19 protein-coding genes and 1 pseudogene are annotated in these 17406 nt (G+C 71.1%); 9 read left to right on the forward strand and 11 right to left on the reverse strand.

The features are described 5' to 3' along the window. Nucleotides 1-63: 63 nt before the first annotated feature. A complete protein-coding gene (locus tag ACZ7OO_RS00875) occupies nucleotides 64-705 on the reverse strand; it encodes a DUF6758 family protein (protein ID WP_471500150.1) in 642 nt (213 codons plus the stop codon). A 139-nt stretch (nucleotides 706-844) separates the two neighbouring features. Between ACZ7OO_RS00875 and ACZ7OO_RS00880 the strand changes: the two are divergent. Next, nucleotides 845-1012: pseudogene (locus tag ACZ7OO_RS00880) on the forward strand (MFS transporter); the annotation flags it as partial. A 43-nt stretch (nucleotides 1013-1055) separates the two neighbouring features. Here the strand turns inward: ACZ7OO_RS00880 and ACZ7OO_RS00885 are convergent. Continuing rightward, complete coding sequence (locus ACZ7OO_RS00885) at nucleotides 1056-1652, reverse strand: suppressor of fused domain protein (RefSeq protein ID WP_471500152.1); 597 nt, start codon at nucleotides 1650-1652, stop codon at nucleotides 1056-1058. 487 nt (nucleotides 1653-2139) lie between these two features. Here ACZ7OO_RS00885 and ACZ7OO_RS00890 point away from each other — a divergent pair, with 487 nt between their 5' ends. Continuing rightward, complete coding sequence (locus ACZ7OO_RS00890) at nucleotides 2140-3270, forward strand: magnesium and cobalt transport protein CorA (RefSeq protein WP_471500154.1); 1131 nt, start codon at nucleotides 2140-2142, stop codon at nucleotides 3268-3270. Nucleotides 3271-3280: 10 nt separating this feature from the next. Beyond that, entirely contained in the window at nucleotides 3281-3793 is a 513-nt protein-coding gene (locus tag ACZ7OO_RS00895; RefSeq protein WP_471500156.1) for a hypothetical protein, read from the forward strand. Between the two features lie 69 nt (nucleotides 3794-3862). On the opposite strand, the gene ACZ7OO_RS00900 is transcribed toward ACZ7OO_RS00895, so the two are convergent. After that, complete coding sequence (locus tag ACZ7OO_RS00900; protein ID WP_471500158.1) at nucleotides 3863-4594, reverse strand: hypothetical protein; 732 nt, start codon at nucleotides 4592-4594, stop codon at nucleotides 3863-3865. Nucleotides 4595-4812: 218 nt separating this feature from the next. Between ACZ7OO_RS00900 and ACZ7OO_RS00905 the strand changes: the two genes are divergently transcribed. The 3 genes from ACZ7OO_RS00905 to ACZ7OO_RS00915 are packed head-to-tail and all read left to right on the forward strand — an operon-like array spanning nucleotide 4813 to nucleotide 7874. Further along, complete coding sequence (locus ACZ7OO_RS00905; RefSeq protein WP_471500160.1) at nucleotides 4813-6120, forward strand: magnesium transporter MgtE N-terminal domain-containing protein; 1308 nt, start codon at nucleotides 4813-4815, stop codon at nucleotides 6118-6120. Continuing rightward, complete coding sequence (locus ACZ7OO_RS00910) at nucleotides 6110-6697, forward strand: DUF1003 domain-containing protein (RefSeq protein ID WP_471500162.1); 588 nt, start codon at nucleotides 6110-6112, stop codon at nucleotides 6695-6697. Before ACZ7OO_RS00905 ends, ACZ7OO_RS00910 begins: the two co-directional genes overlap by 11 nt. A gap of 43 nt (nucleotides 6698-6740) precedes the next feature. Next, a complete protein-coding gene (locus ACZ7OO_RS00915) occupies nucleotides 6741-7874 on the forward strand; it encodes an Mrp/NBP35 family ATP-binding protein (protein WP_471500164.1) in 1134 nt (377 codons plus the stop codon). Between the two features lie 74 nt (nucleotides 7875-7948). Here ACZ7OO_RS00915 and ACZ7OO_RS00920 read toward each other — a convergent pair whose 3' ends face one another. The 5 genes from ACZ7OO_RS00920 to sigE all read right to left on the reverse strand — a co-directional run bounded on the left by ACZ7OO_RS00920 (nucleotide 7949) and on the right by sigE (nucleotide 12977). Beyond that, a complete protein-coding gene (locus ACZ7OO_RS00920; RefSeq protein WP_471500166.1) occupies nucleotides 7949-8620 on the reverse strand; it encodes a hypothetical protein in 672 nt (223 codons plus the stop codon). 226 nt (nucleotides 8621-8846) lie between these two features. Continuing rightward, a complete protein-coding gene (locus ACZ7OO_RS00925) occupies nucleotides 8847-9281 on the reverse strand; it encodes a sec-independent translocase (protein WP_471500168.1) in 435 nt (144 codons plus the stop codon). A gap of 201 nt (nucleotides 9282-9482) precedes the next feature. Then, complete coding sequence (locus ACZ7OO_RS00930; RefSeq protein ID WP_471500170.1) at nucleotides 9483-11156, reverse strand: S1C family serine protease; 1674 nt, start codon at nucleotides 11154-11156, stop codon at nucleotides 9483-9485. A 148-nt stretch (nucleotides 11157-11304) separates the two neighbouring features. After that, nucleotides 11305-12264: an anti-sigma factor family protein gene (locus tag ACZ7OO_RS00935; RefSeq protein WP_471500172.1), complete on the reverse strand. Its 960-nt coding sequence runs from the start codon at nucleotides 12262-12264 to the stop codon at nucleotides 11305-11307. Next, on the reverse strand, nucleotides 12261-12977 hold the full coding sequence (gene sigE, locus ACZ7OO_RS00940) for an RNA polymerase sigma factor SigE (RefSeq protein WP_471500174.1): 717 nt from the start codon (nucleotides 12975-12977) through the stop codon (nucleotides 12261-12263). The genes ACZ7OO_RS00935 and sigE overlap by 4 nt, the downstream gene beginning before the upstream one ends. A gap of 235 nt (nucleotides 12978-13212) precedes the next feature. Here sigE and ACZ7OO_RS00945 point away from each other — a divergent pair, with 235 nt between their 5' ends. Then, on the forward strand, nucleotides 13213-13911 hold the full coding sequence (locus ACZ7OO_RS00945) for an O-methyltransferase (protein ID WP_352219892.1): 699 nt from the start codon (nucleotides 13213-13215) through the stop codon (nucleotides 13909-13911). Between the two features lie 87 nt (nucleotides 13912-13998). On the opposite strand, the gene ACZ7OO_RS00950 is transcribed toward ACZ7OO_RS00945, so the two are convergent. Continuing rightward, a complete protein-coding gene (locus ACZ7OO_RS00950; protein ID WP_004950282.1) occupies nucleotides 13999-14166 on the reverse strand; it encodes a DUF3117 domain-containing protein in 168 nt (55 codons plus the stop codon). Between the two features lie 379 nt (nucleotides 14167-14545). On the opposite strand from ACZ7OO_RS00950, the gene chcB reads away from it, so the two are divergent. Beyond that, a complete protein-coding gene (gene chcB / locus ACZ7OO_RS00955; RefSeq protein WP_471500176.1) occupies nucleotides 14546-15349 on the forward strand; it encodes a 2-cyclohexenylcarbonyl CoA isomerase in 804 nt (267 codons plus the stop codon). A gap of 28 nt (nucleotides 15350-15377) precedes the next feature. Here chcB and ACZ7OO_RS00960 read toward each other — a convergent pair whose 3' ends face one another. Together ACZ7OO_RS00960 and ACZ7OO_RS00965 are read right to left on the reverse strand one after the other, a co-directional pair. Then, nucleotides 15378-15965 carry a DNA-3-methyladenine glycosylase I gene (locus tag ACZ7OO_RS00960; RefSeq protein WP_471500178.1) on the reverse strand — a complete coding sequence of 196 codons (588 nt, stop codon included), beginning with the start codon at nucleotides 15963-15965 and terminating at the stop codon, nucleotides 15378-15380. After that, nucleotides 15962-16312, reverse strand: coding sequence for a DivIVA domain-containing protein (locus ACZ7OO_RS00965; RefSeq protein ID WP_352219756.1), 351 nt, complete (start codon nucleotides 16310-16312; stop codon nucleotides 15962-15964). The genes ACZ7OO_RS00960 and ACZ7OO_RS00965 overlap by 4 nt, the downstream gene beginning before the upstream one ends. Nucleotides 16313-16486: 174 nt before the next feature. Between ACZ7OO_RS00965 and folP the strand changes: the two genes are divergently transcribed. Further along, nucleotides 16487-17347, forward strand: a complete 861-nt coding sequence (gene folP / locus ACZ7OO_RS00970; protein WP_471500180.1) for a dihydropteroate synthase — start codon at nucleotides 16487-16489, stop codon at nucleotides 17345-17347. Nucleotides 17348-17406 lie beyond the last annotated feature (59 nt).

A 17406-nucleotide genomic window follows, 5' to 3' on the forward strand; every position in this document is an offset into this window, starting at 1 on the left:
GACGGAAGGGACGGGACCGCTTAAGGGTACGGCACACCTACAGACCGAACGGGCGCGGACCGGTCATGGCTCGAGCAGGCGCGGCGACAACGCCCCGCACGGCACCAGATCCACTTCCGCCCCCGCGTCCCGCAGGTCCGTGAGCACCAGCTCGTCGTACATCAGCAGCCCGGTCTGCTCGGGCCACACCACCGCCCAGAGCCACAGACCCCGGGCCTCGCCCGCGAAGACGGCCCTGTCGTCCGGCGCCCCGGCCACATGCCAGAGCGGCGCCGGCCTTCCGGCGGCCAGCACCTTCGCCTGCGGTGGCTTCTCCACGTTCATCGACGGCCCCGGATCCGGCCCGTCGATGCCCGCATAGCGCGCCCCGAGGCCGACCCCGAGCTCCTCGGCGACCAGGATCATCTCTCCTATGCCGCCGAGCGGCGCGGGTCCGGAGCAGGCGACGGCGGTCCCGCGCCCTCCGCTGCGGTCGTCCCCGGCGCATGCCACACCCGTGAACAGCCAGCCGACCGGCAGCGGCCAGGGCATCCACACCGGCACCTGGGTGCGGTGCACCACGACATCGAGGGCCTCGACGCTGGGCGGGATCACGGGCTGTACCGGATGCACGGTCCCGTGCACATCGCACTGCCAGGTGTCGGCGAAGAGTCCGGGAGCCCTGACCCGGCCACCACACTTCGGGCAACTGGGTTCGCCCCTCATAGGGCCCCACGGTCCTACCCGGAATCGCCCACGTCAAGGACGATCACCCGTCCGGGCGGAACCGGTTACGGGGCGAAGTTAGATGTACCTCGCATTAATTAGCCGACCTACTTACTATGTGTATACGCCAACCAAATAGGTGGTGGCGGCGGTCACCGCCGTGCTGGGCGCGGTGGTGGTTCTCGTACGACGGAACGCGCTCGCGCTCCCCCACTCTCGGCTTCGCTCGGGCGGGGGAACCCCCATGGCCGAGGAGCTGGAGCCGGGGCACGCGACGGAGGACGGCGTCACCGTCTTTGCCAACTGACCGGTTCACAACGGCGCTTGGTAAGCCTGCTCACCCTCGTGCATCAGTCCAGTGGGACGGAATTCCGGTGCGGGTCCCGGAGGTCGGTCCCGCTGGCGAGCCAGCGGTCCTGGAGGGCCTGGGCGCCGTGCACGCGTTTCCAGGCGGCCTCGTTCGGGGTCATCGGCAGCAGCGGCAGGAACCGTACGGGATCGAGCGGCTCGTCCAGGGTCAGATCCTCGACGAGACCGCCCGGCTCGCCGACCAGGACCGAGGTGAAGGGAGCGCCGGGCCACAGCGGCTCGCCGACGTCCAGCGACGCGCCCGGCGTCACGATCAGGCCCTCCACCTGCGGAGACGCGGCGAGGACGGCCAGCGCGCGGAGCACCTTGTCGGTCTCGGCGAGGCCGGCGCGGACCGAGAGGACCAGTTCGGCGCGGGGTCCCTTGACGGGGTCCGCGAGCATCGCTGCGGGGTCGGTCATGGGCTGCGCGGACATGCCGAGCGTGGCGTAGCGCAGGACGTTCTCGCCCTGGAGATCCTCCTGGAAACGGAGCACCTCGATGCGGTCCGTACCGAGGAAGGTGACCGCCGCCCGCGCGTCCGGTTCGCCCAGTGCGGTGGTCAACCGGGCCTCGACCAGAGGAAGAACATCAGCCATGTCGAGAGCATAGAACTCGTAAGTACCGGGCAAAGCAGCACCTTGACACTGAGGGCTGCTGCTACTCTGACCGCGGTGGTTCGGGGCAGCACGCAGAGCGTCGCGGTCAGACCCCGACGCCATGAGCACTCCCTTACGAGGGACCGGCTGGAGGAGGTGGGGCTGTCATGGATCGAAGTCACCCGTGCAGTACCACTCGCTCTTCCGCCCGCTGATTTCGTCTACTGGCTGGCTGCCGCCTTCACGTTCGCGTTGTCGTTCGGAAGAGCACTTTGTTCTCGCTTGCCTGACCCCTCTGACCGACCCGTTCCCGGGTCTGTCTGGATCCGTTCGTCCGATCCGAATCAGTAGCGAAGTCGCCACCGCAACGGTGCGGTGCTCCCCGCTTTGTGGACGTGCCAAACATCCGCAGTCAGGACGTCCCCATTCCGGGTAGTTCCACCCGTTCGCCGCGGTCTTCCGCTGCTCGTCGCGAAGGAGCCTGCCCATGTCGATGATCCGCGACCTCCGTGCCGTGGTCCGCCCGACCCGTCCCTCCCTGCGCAAGAGCCTGCGTGCGGAGACCGGCGCGTACGACACCACCCGCGACCCCGGTACGCCGTCGGCGGTCGTCGACTGCGCCGTCTACCGCAACGGCGCGCGGGTGGAGACGCCGAAGCCGCTGACCCCGCAGGAGGCGATGCGCCAGGTGCGCCGGGACGGCGGGTTCGTGTGGATCGGCCTGCACGAGCCGACCGAGGCCGAATTCGCCGGTATCGCGGGCGAGTTCGGGCTGCACCCGCTGGCCGTGGAGGACGCCGTACAGGCCCACCAGCGCCCCAAGCTCGAACGCTACGACGACTCCCTCTTCACCGTCTTCAAGACCATCCACTACGTCGAGCACGACCAGCTCACCGCCAACAGCGAGGTCGTGGAGACCGGCGAGGTGATGTGCTTCACCGGCCGGGACTTCTTCATCACCGTCCGGCACGGCGGGCAGGGCTCGCTGCGGGCGCTGCGGCACCGGCTCCAGGACGACCCCGAGCTGCTCGCCAAGGGCCCCTCGGCCGTGCTGCACGCCATCGCCGACCATGTCGTCGACGGCTATGTCGCGGTCGCGGACGCCGTGCAGGACGACATCGACGAGGTGGAGACCGAGGTCTTCTCGCCCGGCCGCAAGGGCGGGGTCTCGCGTGGCGTGGACTCGGCACGCATCTACCAACTCAAGCGCGAGGTACTGGAGTTCAAGCGCGCGGTGTCACCGCTGCTGCGTCCCATGCAGCTGCTCAGCGAGCGCCCGATGCGGCTGGTCGACCCCGACATCCAGAAGTACTTCCGGGACGTCGCCGACCATCTCGCCCGCGTCCAGGAGCAGGTCGTCGGCTTCGACGAACTCCTCAACTCCATCCTCCAGGCCAACCTCGCGCAGGCGTCCGTGGCGCAGAACGAGGACATGCGGAAGATCACGGCATGGGCCGCGATCATCGCCGTACCGACGATGGTGTGCGGTGTGTACGGCATGAACTTCAAGCACATGCCGGAGCTGCACTGGAAGTACGGCTACCCGGTGATCATGGGCATCACGGTCTGCATCTGCCTCGGCATCCACCGCACCCTGAAGCGCAACGGCTGGCTCTAGGCTGGGCGCCATGACAAGCGAGCTGCTCAGCCAGGCCCTCGTCGAGGAGGCCACGAAGAAGTCCGGCCTCATCTGGGTCCGGGGCGCCGGGGCGCCGGCCGCTCGTGCGGTGTGGCATGCCTGGGCCGACGGGGGCGTGTGCCTGGTCGGCGACGGAAGCGAGCAGCCGCTCACCGGGCTGACCGACGGGGGGTCGGCCGAGGTGACCGTCCGCAGCAAGGACAAGGGCGGCCGGCTGGTCACCTGGACGGCGACGGTGACGGAGCTGTCCGCCGGTTCCCCCGAGTGGGACGCGGCGGTGGCGGAACTGAAGGGCAAGCGCCTCAACGCACCCGACGGCGAGGCCATGACGGACCGCTGGGCGAGGGAGTGCAGGGTGCTCCGCCTGCGCCCGACGGGAGCGACGGCACCCTTGCCGACGGGCAGCCTGGCAGAGCGGCCACCGGTGTCCCCGGCCACGACCCGCCGGCCGATCCCGGCGGGCCTGCCGAAGCTCCTCACGAAGCGCCGGAAGTCCAAGTAACCGAAGCACGGGTCGGGTCCAGCGCGGCCGAAACATCGCGGCCGTGAACCCCGCCCCGGTGGCCGCCCCCTACGACGAGGGCAGCTTCTTGCCGTAGTCCACCGTTTCGCCCTTCTCCGGCTCGACGACGCTGAAGGTCTTGCCCCAGTCCGAGAAGGTGAGGGTGCCGGCGCCGCCGCCGCGCTCCAGGCGAAGCGGATACGGCTTGCCCTTCAGTGAGACGTCCAGCGTGCCCCCGGAGCCGCTGTCGCCGGCGATGCGGACGGTGGGGGTGCCCGCCTGTTCGTGGTGACCGTCGGTCGAAAGGGATCCGTGCAGGGTCAGCAGGCCCGAGAGGAGGACGTCCTTGTCCGTGAAGCCGCTGAACTTCTTGTACGAAGGGTCGCCCTGCGGCACCTTGACGTACTTGCCGTCGAGCGAGGCCGCCGCGCTGGTGTCGCTCCCGTCGGCATGGTTCCAGAACTCCGCGTCGGCCTGCAGATACAGCGTCTGGCCCACCCGGAGCAGATGGAAGGTCGACCCCTTCGACGTGACCGACCCGGTCCCGCCCTCCGCGTTCAGGCGCATGTCCAGCTGGTACGTGCGCCCGCTCGTGACCACCGTCCCCGCCATCCGTACCGTCGCCGCCGACGTCGCCGCCGCGCGGGTCTTCGACTGGATGACGTCCGGGGCCAGCTTGCCCACCCCGTTCGTGCCCGCGTCCGGATCCTCACTGCACGCTGTGAGGAGGGCCAGCGCACACATCGCGGTCACCAGTGCGGCGCGGCGAGTACGGGTAGGGCCCGGAGCAATCGCGGTCACGGACAGGGCCACCTTTCTGACGGGTCCGGCACGGCGTACCGCAGCGTACCGGGGCCACGCCCACCCGGCGGAGCCAGTCCGGCCGGCCCCCCCCACCAGGGCGTGTCCGATCAGTACGGGCTAGCCTGATCCCCACCGGGCAGGCGAAAAGGACAGGAAGGCCTCCAGTAGGCACTTCGGCAGACAGCGGCACTTCGGCAGACAAAGGAAGCGAACCCATGGCAGCCGGTGCTCCCCGGATCTTCGTCTCGCACCTCGCCGGCATGGCCGTCTTCGATCCCAACGGCGACCAGGTGGGCCGGGTCAGGGACCTCGTCGTCATGCTGCGCGTCGGCCGCAAGCCTCCTCGGCTGCTCGGCCTGGTCGTCGAACTGTCCACCCGGCGCCGTATCTTCCTGCCCATGACCCGGGTGACGAGCATCGAGTCCGGTCAGGTCATCACCACCGGCGTGCTCAACGTCCGCCGCTTCGAGCAGCGGCCCACCGAGCGCCTGGTCTTCGGTGAACTCCTCGACCGCCGCGTCCGGCTGGTCGAGACCGGCGAGGAGGTCACCGTCCTGGACCTGGGAGCCCAGCAGCGGCAGGCCCGCCGGGAGTGGGAGATCGACCGCGTCTTCGTCCGCAAGGGCCGCACGGGCACCTTCCGGCGGACCAGAGGCGAGTCGCTCACCGTCGACTGGTCGCAGGTCACCGGCTTCTCCCTGGAGGAGCACGGCCAGGGCGCCGAGAGCCTGCTCGCCACCTTCGAGCAGCTGCGCCCCGCCGACCTCGCCAACGTGCTGCACCACCTCTCCGCCAAGCGCCGCGCCGAGGTGGCCGCCGCACTGGACGACGACCGCCTGGCCGACGTACTCGAAGAGCTCCCCGAGGACGACCAGATCGAGATCCTCGGCAAACTGAAGGAGGAGCGGGCGGCGGACGTCCTGGAGGCCATGGACCCGGACGATGCGGCCGACCTGCTCGCCGAACTCCCGGAGGAGGACAAGGAGCGGCTGCTGAGCCTGATGCAGCCGGCGGACGCGGCCGAGATGCGGCGCCTGATGTCGTACGAGGAGCACACGGCCGGCGGTCTGATGACGACCGAGCCGATCGTGGTGCGGCCCGACTCCACCGTCGCCGACGCCCTCGCCCGGGTCCGCAACCCCGACCTCTCCCCGGCCCTCGCCGCCCAGGTCTACGTCTGCCGGCCGCCCGACGAGACCCCGACCGGCAAGTACCTGGGCACCGTCCACTTCCAGCGCCTGCTGCGCGACCCCCCGTACACCCTGGTCAGTTCGCTCATCGACGACGACCTGCAACCGCTCGACCCCGAGGCCACCCTCCCGATCATCGCCGGGTTCTTCGCCACCTACGACATGGTCGCGGCGCCCGTGGTGGACGAGACCGGGTCGCTGCTGGGCGCGGTGACCGTGGACGACGTACTGGACCACATGCTGCCGGAGGACTGGCGGGAGACCGAGTTCCAGCTGGACGAGGAGGACAAGCTGGACGAGGAGGACAAGGGGGTGGGGAACCGTGGCGCCTGAACGGGAGAGCACCCGCGAGCGCACGCCGTCCGGCGCCACCGCCGCCACCCGGCCGCGCGGGCCCCGCCTGGACCAGCCGCGTCCGCCGCGCCGCAGGCTCCTGCCCGAGTGGGACCCGGAGGCCTTCGGCCGGCTGTCCGAGCGCATCGCGCGTTTTCTGGGCACCGGGCGGTTCATCGTCTGGATGACGTTCGTGATCATCGCCTGGGTGCTGTGGAACGTCTCGGCGCCCGGGAAGCTCCGCTTCGACCAGTACCCGTTCATCTTCCTGACCCTGGCCCTGTCCCTCCAGGCCTCCTACGCGGCCCCGCTGATCCTGCTCGCGCAGAACAGACAGGACGACCGCGACCGGGTCAACCTCGAACAGGACCGCAAGCAGAACGAGCGGTCCATCGCCGACACCGAGTACCTCACCCGGGAGATCGCCGCGCTGCGGATGGGCCTGGGCGAGGTGGCGACCCGGGACTGGATCCGCTCCGAACTGCAGGACCTGCTCAAGGACCTGGACGAGCGGAGGGACGGGCACGGCGTATTCCCGGCAGAACGGTCGGCAAGGCGTGACGTAGACGACCGGTGAGGGGCGTTATAGGGGCCTTGCGCCTCGCCGTACCATCGTCTGTATGGCTAGCGAAGACGCGGTGCGCGAGGCACTGGCGACGGTGAACGACCCGGAGATCAACCGACCCATCACCGAACTGGGGATGGTCAAATCGGTGGCGATCGGGGAAGACGGCGCGGTCGCGGTCACCGTGTACCTGACGGTCTCCGGCTGCCCCATGCGCGACACGATCACCCAGCGCGTCACCGAGGCGGTCTCCCGCGTCGACGGCGTCACCCGCGTCGACGTCACCCTGGACGTGATGAGCGACGAGCAGCGCAAGGAGCTGGCGTCCGCCCTGCGCGGCGGCCAGACCGAACGCGAGGTGCCCTTCGCGAAACCGGGCAGTCTCACCCGCGTCTACGCGGTCGCCTCCGGCAAGGGCGGTGTCGGCAAGTCGTCCGTGACGGTCAACCTGGCGGCGGCGATGGCGGCCGACGGCCTCAAGGTGGGCGTGGTCGACGCGGACATCTACGGCCACTCGGTCCCGCGCATGCTCGGCGCGGACGGCCGCCCCACCCAGGTCGAGAACATGATCATGCCGCCGTCGGCGAACGGCGTGAAGGTCATCTCGATCGGCATGTTCACCCCGGGCAACACCCCCGTGGTCTGGCGCGGCCCGATGCTGCACCGCGCCCTCCAGCAGTTCCTCGCGGACGTCTACTGGGGCGACCTCGACGTCCTCCTCCTGGACCTCCCGCCCGGCACGGGTGACATCGCCATCTCGGTCGCCCAGCTGGTCCCGAACGCCGAGATCCTGGTCGTGACGACGCCTCAGCAGGCGGCGGCGGAGGTCGCCGAGCGCGCAGGCTCCATCGCGGTCCAGACCCACCAGAAAATCGTCGGCGTGGTCGAGAACATGTCCGGCCTGCCCTGCCCGCACTGCGGCGAGATGGTCGACGTCTTCGGCACGGGCGGCGGCCAGCTGGTCGCCGACGGCCTCACCCGCACGACGGGTACGAACGTCCCGGTCCTCGGCAACATCCCCATCGACCTCCGCCTCCGCGAGGGCGGCGACGAGGGCAAGCCGGTCGTCCTGACGGACCCGGACAGCCCGGCGGGAGCAGCGCTGAGGGGCATCGCGGGGAAGCTGGGGGGCCGGCAGCGGGGCCTTTCGGGACTGTCCCTGGGGATCACCCCGAAGAACAAGTTCTAGGGCGTAGTCGCACACGACCCGCAACCCCTACGGCGAAGGGGCGCCAAATCCACCGGCGCCCCTTTTCTCACGTCTCACGCGTACGCGACGATGTCCTTGACCACCGCGAATCCCAGCCCGTACGCGGACATCCCCCTGCCGTACGCCCCCAGATGCACCCCCTGCGACGTGGACCCGGCGAGCACCCACCCGAACTCCGACTCCCGGTAGTGGAACGGCGTGGCCACGCCGTCCACCGGCAGCGAGAGCGTGGACCACTCCGGCCCGCTCAGCTCGTCGGCCAGCTCCCACGCCGTCTCGGTCTGCTGCTCCAGCCAGTCGTCCCGCAGACTGTGGTCCATCTGCCCGGGCCAGGTGAAGGACAGCAGACCGACCCCCGCCAGCCACGCGGCCGACGACACGGACGTGGCCTCCAGCAATCCCGTCCCGTCGGCGCTCCTGCGGGACGGACTCGCCGCGACGGTCACGACCACCGCGAACTTCTCCCTCGGCTCCCCGACGGACGCGGCGAGGTGCTCGTTCCGCACCGACGGCTCGTCCCCGTGTCCGATCGACCCGTGCTCGACCGCGCCGTCGGCCGCCGTACCCACCTGCATCAGCCAGCGGGGCCCCGTGAACGCCTCGTCGAGGCCGTACCAGGGGAAGGGCGCCTCCAGGTAGCCGCCGACCGTGCGACGGGCGGAGGGGACCTGCTGTCCGTCCTCCGCGACCGGCGTCTGTCCGCCCACCCGACTTGTCGTCTCCATCTGCCCGGACGCCTCCTAGCTCTCGTCGGTCCGGGGCGGCCCGCCCCCCTTCGGGCGCACTCGTCCGGTCCGCACAACAACTCGGCAGCATATCCACACCGCTGGGAGCAGCAGCGAAACCGCCCGGCGCGTGGGTCGCGCGGGCGGCGGGATCAAGCCGTGAGCGGCGCGGACGCGGTATGAAACGCGTCACGTGCGCCGCTCAGGTCCGGGTGTCCGGTAAAGCTCAGGTGGCGTCCGCGTCGAACGGCGGACGGTCGTCCTCGCCGGAGTCGTCGGGCTTCTTGGTCATGTCGATCCGGCCGCCCGCCGTACCCGTGGAAGGGGACGAGTCGGTCTCGCGGCTGTGCACCGCGTCCGTGACCTCGGCCATCTCCTTCTTCAGGTCGAAGCCGTTGCGGATCTCCTTCAGCCCCAGCTCGTCGCTGTCCAGGTGCTTGCGGACGAAGGTCTTGGGGTTGAGGTCCTCGAACTCGAAGTCCTTGAACTCCGGGCCGAGTTCCTCGCGGATGTCCGCCTTGGCGCTCTCCGAGAACTCCCGGATCTTGCGGATGGTCCGCATCACGTCCTGGATGACCTTCGGGAGCTTGTCCGGACCGAAGACGAGCACGGCGAGCACAATGATGGTCACCAGCTCGAGTGGTCCTATGTCGTTGAACACCTGAAGCTCCTTGCGATGTCCTCGGTCCTCGGCCCTCCGGTCGCTGTTGCGGATGTTCCGTGGTCCGGGCCGGGTCCACGGTACCCGGCGTACCGGTCCGACCGGTACCGTCCCGAGGTGTCCGACTGCGTGTGTACGACCGGTTTTCCGGGTTGTTTGCCTAGTCGGGGCACGAGTGGGGTGCCGCCTGTGACGTTCCTGTCAGTTGCTGTCCGAGGAGCCGAGGACCAGCGTGAGCCGTTTCTCCGCTCCGGCGCGCTCGACGGTGAGGCTCAACCGGTCGCCGGGCCGGTGTGCGCGGGTGCGGACGATCAGTTCCTCACCGGAGTGGACGGGCTGCCCGTCGAGCCCGGTGACCACATCGCCTGCCCGCAGTCCGGCCCGGGCGCCGGGGCCGCCCTCGGTGACCGCGGGCCCGCCGTCGGCGGCCTTGTCGTCGATACGGGCGCCGTCGCCGGTGTGGTGCAGGTCGAGGGTGATGCCGATGACCGGGTGGGTCGCCTTGCCGGTGCTGATCAGCTCCTCGGCGACCCGCTCGGCCTGGTTGATGGGGATGGCGAAGCCGAGCCCGATCGACCCCGCCGGCCCGCCGTCGAGACCGCCCGTGCCGTCGGCGGAGCGGATCGCCGAGTTGACCCCGACGGCCCGGGCGTGGAAGTCCAGGAGGGGGCCGCCGGAGTTCCCGGGGTTGATCGGGGCGTCGGTCTGCAGGGCGTCGACGTACGACACGTCGCTGCCGTCGCCGCCCGAGGTGATGGGCCGTTCCTTCGCGCTGATGATCCCGGCGGTGACGGTGCCCGGCAGGTCGAAGGGGGCGCCGATGGCGACGACCGGGTCGCCGACACGGATGTCGTCGGAGTCGCCGAGCGGCAGGGGCGTGAGGCCGCGGACCCCGTGCACCTGGACGACGGCGAGGTCGTAGCCGCTGTCCCGGCCCGCCACGGTCGCCTCGGCGGTGGCTCCGCTGCTGAACGTCACGGATATCCGGCCGCCGCCGGAGACCGCGGGCGCGACGACATGGTCGGTGGTGAGGATGTGCCCGTGGGTGTCGAGCACGAAGCCGGTGCCGGTGGCCTGTTCGCCGGTGCCGGTGCCGGTGACATGCAGGGTGACGACACTGGGGAGTGCCCGCGCGGCGATGGCGGCGGCGCTGCCCGGCGGCCGCCCGGGCGGCGGTGGGCCGGGCGGCGGTGGGCCGGGCGGCGGTGGGCCGGGCTGGGGCAGTTGTACGGCCTCCACGCCGCCGGTGCGCTCCAGGTAGGCCCCGATCAGCCCGCCGGCCGCCCCGGACACCACCGCGAGCAGCAGCGCGCCCACGACGACCGTGCGCCGGCTCCGTGTCCGCCGCCGTTGCCTCGCCTCCGTCGTCTCCGTCGCCGACTCGGCCGCACCGGTCTGCTGGAGGGGCACCGGCTCGGTCCACGGGTCCTGGCGCGGCCGGTCCTGCTGGGCGGCCGCGAGGGCGGCCGGGTGCTGTACGGGCCCTACGGCCGCCCAGGGGCCCGGGCGGCCGTAGGGCGGGGTGCTGTAGGGGTCCGGGGTGCGCCGGGGCCGCTGGGGCTCTTGGGGCCGGTCGGCGGCCGGGACGGGCGGCCTCAGCGCGAAGTCGCCGTCGGTGTCGCCGTCGGCCTCGGTCTCCGTGTCGCCGTCGGTCTCGGCCCCGGTCTCGGCCTCGGTCTTGGAAGCCTCCTGTGTCTCCTGGGCCTCCTGGACGTTCCCGGCGAGGGCCGCCGCCGGTCGCGCGAGTGCGAAGTCGCCGTCGGTGTCGCCGGGCGCCCGACTCGGCGCGGCCGGTGTCACTTCCTTGGCCCGCTCCCCCGCAGCGGCCACCGCGTCGCCGAGTGTCTCCGGTGACGTCGGTATCCCCTCGTCCATGGTCTCCTCACGGGCGAACCGCGGCCCGCGCTCAGGGGCGGGCCGCGGAAGGGCGAATCCGCGCCCGGGGCAGCCGCCACGGGCATGGTTGGCTCACAGGATTCAACCAGGTTCGCGAGTCACCGCGCAGTGGCCGTTCAGCAGGTGGTCAGCGGGCCGCGCGGGCGGAGGAAGGGGAGGGAGCGGAGGTCGGGTGGGGGGCGGGTGCGGCGAGCAGGGCGGCGCCGGTCGCCTCGGGGGTGGTGGTCCACGAGGTGAGGGCGAACGGCGAGTTGGCGCTCAGCGGCCGTATCAGCGGGGAGACCGCGGCCGCGCCGGCCAGTACCGGTGCGGTCAGTTCCCGCAGTGCCTTCTCTCCGGCGGCCGGGGAGGGCACCCCGGGCAGCAGCGGCGCGGAGACCGAGGTGGGCGCGGCGGTGGTGCCCAGCAGGGTGCCGGAGGCCAGCAGCGGGGTGAGCGAGCGGCGGCGCTGCGAGTCGGCGGCGCCCGCGGTGCCCGTGCCCGTCGTACCGGCCGGTGCGACACTGCCACCGCCGGTGCCGGTGCGGGCGTCGGCGGCCGGGGAGCCGGGCAGTCCTGCGGTGACCCCGCCGAGGGCGACGGCGGCCAGCGAGACCGCGCCGGCGGCGACGAACGCGAACCGCATGCCGCGCGAGGCGGAGCGGTCGGCGTCCGGACGGCCGACGGCGTGGATACGGAAGCCCCGGCCGGCGGCCACATCCGAGTCGTGCGGGTGGGCCGGTACATAGCCGAACTCGAAGCGGTCCTCCTGGCTCACGCCGAAGATCCCGCTGCCGGACCGGCGTCCCGAGGGGCCTCCGCCGCCGAACGGCGAACCGCCGCCGTCCGTGTCGCCGCCCCCGGGCAGCCCCTGGAGACGGGCCAGGAAACTCTCGGAGGGCGGGGGCGGGGCGGCCTCCGCGAAGACGTTCTTCAGCGCGCGCTGGGCGTCCGCCTCCGCCTTGCACCTGGCGCAGGTCGCCAGATGGGCCAGGACGCGCTCACGCGACTCATGACCGAGCTCTCCGTCCACCAGGGCGGAGAGTCGGTCTCCCAGATGCTGCTCGGCGAGCTGTCGCTCGGCGGGTTTCGGTCGGGAACCACTCACGCGGACGCGCCCCCTCCTCCCAGTGCGGGAACACGGGGCACGAAGGAGCGGCGCTCGGCCTTGCGGGCCTCCGGGGAGCGGTGCGCGAGGGCCTTGCGCAGCTGGGAGCGGCCACGGTGGATCCGGGAGCGGACGGTGCCGAGCTTGACGCCGAGGGTCGCGGCGATCTCCTCGTACGACAGCCCCTCGATGTCGCACAGGACGACGGCGGCGCGGAACTCGGGCGCGAGGGTGTCGAGGGCCTGCTGGACGTCGGCGTCGAAGTGCGCGTCGTTGAAGGCCTGGGACGGGGTGGGCTCACGGCTGGGCAGGCGCTCGGCCGCGTCCTCGCCGAGGGCGTCGAAGCGGATGCGCTGCTTGCGCCGGACCATGTCGAGGAACAGGTTGGTCGTGATGCGGTGCAGCCAGCCCTCGAAGGTGCCCGGCGAGTAGGTCGACAGGGAGCGGAAGACGCGGACGAAGACCTCCTGGGTGAGGTCCTCGGCGTCGTGCTGGTTGCCGGTGAGGCGGTAGGCCAGGCGGTAGACGCGGCCGCTGTGCGTGCTGACGATCTCCTCCCACGTGGGCGGAGTCCATGCCTGCCCGTCCGCGTCGGTGGAGAAGGTCGCGGTCCGGTCCTCGCCCATGGCGAGGGCGTCGGCGTGGCTGGGGTCAGCAGCGGTGTCGTTCACGGATTTCGGCCTGCCCGCCGATCCGAGGAAGCGCCGTAGCACTCCTCCCCGATCCCCAGGCGCGGCCGCACCTCCCCTGTCGGCTCTGGTGGTGTCCAGTGGAGCCCCTACCATAGCCACCTCGCCCGTTAGCACCGGATAAGCGGTTTTACAAGAACTTGATCTGTGCTGATACGGCTCGTCCGGCCGCACCAGCGGTTGCTCGACCAGTGTCTCGTCGTCGTGATCCATTCGTGTCCCCCCGCCCTGTCTTCCATCCCTCTGAACGCCTGGTCCCATCAGCAGGTTCCCGGCGCCAACGGATACAGTCACGCCCAGGCAACCACGGGGACAGGAGAGGGTCATTACCGGCAACCGGCAGACGAGCTGGGCGTTCGCCGACGCCTTTGTCGCCGAGGACGAAGCGCTGCGGTGGGCCCGTGACCGGGCCCGCGAGGCAGGGCTGCGCTCGGTGTCGCCCGGCACGGGCGCCGCGCTGCGTATGCTCGCCGCCTCCGTGGACGCCAAGGCGGTCGCCGAGATCGGTACCGGGTGCGGGGTGTCCGGGATGCATCTGCTGCACGGCATGCGCGCGGACGGTGTCCTGACGACCGTCGACCCCGAGCCGGAGCACCAGCAGTTCGCCCGGCAGGCCTTCCGTGCCTGCGGCTTCGCAAGCAACCGGGCCCGTTTCATCCCCGGCCGCGCCCTCGACGTCCTCCCCCGTCTCGCGGACGCCGGCTACGACCTGGTCTTCTGCGACGGCGACCGGCAGGAGTACTGCGACTATCTCGCTGAATCGTTGCGCCTGCTGCGCCCGGGCGGCCTGGTGGTGTTCGAGGGCGTCTTCGCCAACGGCCGCACGGTCGACTCCGGACCGCAGCCGACCGAGGTGCTGCGGCTGCGCGAGCTGCTGCGCACGGTCCGGGAGACCCCGGAGCTGGTGCCGTCGCTGCTGCCGGTGGGCGACGGACTGCTCTGCGCCGTCAAGCGCTGACCTCGGCGGGGAAGGACCGCGGGTACGGCAGCGCCCCGGCAGCGCATACGATGCCGGGGCGGCCGAAAGGGTGTGGTCGCTGACGCCTCAGACGACGACGTTCTTGAGGGCGTCGGCGAGCGCCGCGGCCTCGTCAGGGGTCAGCTCGACGACGAGCCGACCGCCGCCTTCGAGCGGAACGCGCATGACGATGCCCCGCCCCTCCTTGGTCACCTCGAGCGGGCCATCACCCGTCCGCGGCTTCATGGCCGCCATGCTGGTTCCCCTTCCTGAAAACAGCTCATCGTCTGCCGACGGCCCGCGTGGGCACGCGCGATCCTGACGGGACACGCGTCACCGGCATCGAACACATTGCTTCCAAGCCATTATCCCGCATCTCAGGACCCGATGACCAACATCAGTCGGCATCGCTTGGGCAACGCGCGCGAGCAAAACCACTCAATTCGGCGATGTGACTGCGATACTGCGCCGCCCCGCGTCCTTACGCCGACCGAGTCGGCTCCGGATTTCTTTGACGCAGGTCACACGACGGGTCCGGTCCCCGGACCGCGATCTCCGCCATGCTGTCCTTCGGACATCGACGTACTGAGCGGTACGTCAGCCGCGACGACGGAGACGACGGAGGGGACGCACCATGACCGACACCGTGCTCTACGAAGTGAGCGACGGACTCGCGACGATCACGCTGAACCGCCCCGAGGCGATGAACGCGCTGAACATCGCGACGAAGGTCGCGCTTCGTGAGGTCGCGCAGGAAGCGGCGGCCGACACGGCCGTCCGGGCGATCCTGCTGACCGCCGCCGGGGACCGGGCGTTCTGTGTGGGCCAGGACCTCAAGGAACACATCACGCTGCTCGCGTCCGACCGGGAGACGGGGTCGGGGCAGACGATGACGACGGTCCGGGAGCACTACAACCCGATCGTGCGGGCGCTGGCCGGGGCGCCGAAGCCGGTGGTGGCCGCGGTGAACGGCGTCGCCGCCGGCGCCGGGTTCGGGTTCGCACTTGCCGCGGACTACCGCGTGGTCGCCGATACGGCCGCTTTCAACACGTCGTTCGCGGGGGTCGCGCTGACCGCGGACTCCGGGGTGTCGTGGACGCTGCCGCGGGTGGTGGGGCCGGGGCGGGCCGCCGATCTGCTGCTTTTCCCCCGGAGCATCAGCGCACAGGACGCGTATGACTGGGGGATCGCGAATCGCGTCGTGCCCGCGGCCGAGCTGCGCGCCGAGGCCGAGAAGACGGCGCGGAAGCTGGCCGAGGGGCCGACGGTGGCCTATGCGGCGCTGAAGGAGGCGGTGGCTTTCGGGCTCACGCACTCCCTGGACGAGACGCTGGACAAGGAGGACGAGCTGCAGACCCGGGCCGGGGCCTCCGAGGATCACGGGATCGCCGTGCAGGCGTTCGTGAACAAGGAGAAGCCCAAGTATCTGGGGCGGTGACTCGTCGTGGGGAACAGCCCCGCGCCTCCTAAGAGGCGCTACGGGCGACGCACGTCTCCAAGTGGTCGTTCACCAAGCCGCACGCCTGCATCAGGGCATGGGCCGTCGTGGGGCCGATGAAGCGCAGGCCGCGTTTTTTCAGGGCCTTGGACAGGGCCGTCGACTCCGGCGTCACCGGCAGTACGTCGGCGATGGTCTTCGGAGCCGGGTACATACCCGGCTCCGGGGCGTACGACCAGATCAGCTCGTCCAAGTCGCCCGGCGCCCACTCCGCGAGGACCTTCGCGTTGGCCATCGTCGCGTCGATCTTCGATTTGTTGCGGATGATGCCCGGGTCCGCCAGTAGCCGCTCCCGGTCCTCGTCCGTGAAGGTGGCCACCTTTTCGATACGGAAGTCGGCGAACGCGGCCCGGAAGCCGGGGCGGCGGCGGAGGATCGTGATCCAGGAGAGCCCCGACTGGAAGGCCTCCAGGCTGAGGCGTTCGTAGAGGGCGTCGTCGCCGTGGACCGGGCGGCCCCACTCCTCGTCGTGGTACGCCACGTAGTCCGCGGTGGACAGGGCCCAGGGGCAGCGCAGCTTGCCGTCCGGCCCGGCCACCACCGCTCCGTCGGTCACGGCCGGTCCTCCGGCTCTGGCTTGGCCGGCGAGGTGTGGGGTGCGGCCTGGGCGCCGGCCAGCGCGGACTCCAGGTCGGTGATCCGGGCGTCGCGCTCCGCGAGCTCGGCGCCGAGGCGGCTGAGCGCGTCGTCGACGTCCGCCATGCGGTAGCCGCGCGGGGCGAGGGGGAAGCGGAGGCTCTCCACGTCCGCGCGGTTCACCGGCCGGTCCGGGGGCAGCGGGTCCTGGAAACGCTCGGGCGCCACCTCAGGCAGCGGGCCGCTCTCGCCGCCGCTCACCACGGAGAGCGTGACCGCGGCGACCACGACCGCGAGCGCGACGACCAGGAACAAGAACATAACCATCGCGGTGGCCCCCAGGCTCGATGAAGCTCGGTGCAGCACTCCTGGCGCTCAGAGTGCTCGGAGTGCTCAGTGTGCTCGGTGTCGAATGTGTCTGTGTCCGATCGTGCCATGCGAGTCTGACAGTTAGGGTCGCAGGCGGTGTACCGAGGGACTTACTACGAGAGGTCACAGGCGATGCTCAGGTTGGGCAGGCGGGAGTTCGCACCGCACGAACCGGTGATCATGGCCATCGTGAACCGGACACCGGACTCCTTCTACGACCAGGGTGCGACCTTCCGCGACGAACCGGCCCTCGCGCGCGTGGAGCAGGCGATCGCCGAGGGGGCCGCGATCATCGACATCGGCGGGGTGAAGGCCGGGCCCGGCGAAGAGGTCACGGCCGAGGAGGAGGCACGGCGGATCGTCGGCTTCGTCGCGGAGGTGCGCCGGCGGTTCCCGGAGGTCGTCATCAGCGTGGACACCTGGCGGGCGTCGGTCGCGGAGGCCGTCTGCGAGGCCGGGGCGGATCTGCTCAACGACGCGTGGGGCGGGGTCGACCCAGGGCTGGCGGAGGTCGCGGCGCGGTACAGGGTCGGGCTGGTCTGCACGCACGCGGGTGAGGCGGAGCCGCGGACACGGCCGCACCGGGTGACGTACGACGACGTCATGGCCGACATTCTGCGGGTGACCCTGGGGCTGGCCGAGCGGGCCGTGGCGCTGGGGGTGCCCCGGGAGTCGGTGATGATCGATCCCGGGCACGACTTCGGGAAGAACACCCGGCACAGCCTGGAGGCGACGCGACGGCTGGGCGAGATGGTGCAGACGGGGTGGCCGGTGCTGGTCTCCCTGTCCAACAAGGACTTCGTCGGCGAGACGCTGGACCGGCCGCTGAAGGAACGGGTGATCGGCACGTTGGCCACGACGGCGGTGTCGGCGTGGCTGGGGGCTCAGGTGTACCGCGTCCACGAGGTGGCGGAGACCCGCCAGGTCCTCGACATGGTGGCGTCACTCGCGGGCCACCGCCCCCCGACGGTCGCCCGACGGGGCCTGGCGTAGCCCGCCGTCCACCCACCACCCGGACTCGGTCGGTCGAGAAGTGGGCGGGCAGGACGTCG

This window comes from Streptomyces sp. NPDC111744 (assembly GCF_055634995.1).

What these genes read in the sequence shown, in the direction of transcription:
- chcB (WP_471500176.1), top strand. Translation starts at nt 14,546, where the DNA reads ATGACCGACACCGTGCTCTACGAAGTGAGCGACGGACTCGCGACGATC.
- ACZ7OO_RS00875 (WP_471500150.1), bottom strand. Translation starts at nt 705, where the DNA reads ATGAGGGGCGAACCCAGTTGCCCGAAGTGTGGTGGCCGGGTCAGGGCT.
- ACZ7OO_RS00895 (WP_471500156.1), top strand. Translation starts at nt 3,281, where the DNA reads ATGACAAGCGAGCTGCTCAGCCAGGCCCTCGTCGAGGAGGCCACGAAG.
- ACZ7OO_RS00965 (WP_352219756.1), bottom strand. Translation starts at nt 16,312, where the DNA reads ATGGTTATGTTCTTGTTCCTGGTCGTCGCGCTCGCGGTCGTGGTCGCC.
- ACZ7OO_RS00950 (WP_004950282.1), bottom strand. Translation starts at nt 14,166, where the DNA reads ATGGCGGCCATGAAGCCGCGGACGGGTGATGGCCCGCTCGAGGTGACC.
- ACZ7OO_RS00915 (WP_471500164.1), top strand. Translation starts at nt 6,741, where the DNA reads ATGGCTAGCGAAGACGCGGTGCGCGAGGCACTGGCGACGGTGAACGAC.
- folP (WP_471500180.1), top strand. Translation starts at nt 16,487, where the DNA reads ATGCTCAGGTTGGGCAGGCGGGAGTTCGCACCGCACGAACCGGTGATC.
- ACZ7OO_RS00890 (WP_471500154.1), top strand. Translation starts at nt 2,140, where the DNA reads ATGTCGATGATCCGCGACCTCCGTGCCGTGGTCCGCCCGACCCGTCCC.
- ACZ7OO_RS00930 (WP_471500170.1), bottom strand. Translation starts at nt 11,156, where the DNA reads ATGGACGAGGGGATACCGACGTCACCGGAGACACTCGGCGACGCGGTG.
- ACZ7OO_RS00885 (WP_471500152.1), bottom strand. Translation starts at nt 1,652, where the DNA reads ATGGCTGATGTTCTTCCTCTGGTCGAGGCCCGGTTGACCACCGCACTG.
- ACZ7OO_RS00920 (WP_471500166.1), bottom strand. Translation starts at nt 8,620, where the DNA reads ATGGAGACGACAAGTCGGGTGGGCGGACAGACGCCGGTCGCGGAGGAC.
- ACZ7OO_RS00905 (WP_471500160.1), top strand. Translation starts at nt 4,813, where the DNA reads ATGGCAGCCGGTGCTCCCCGGATCTTCGTCTCGCACCTCGCCGGCATG.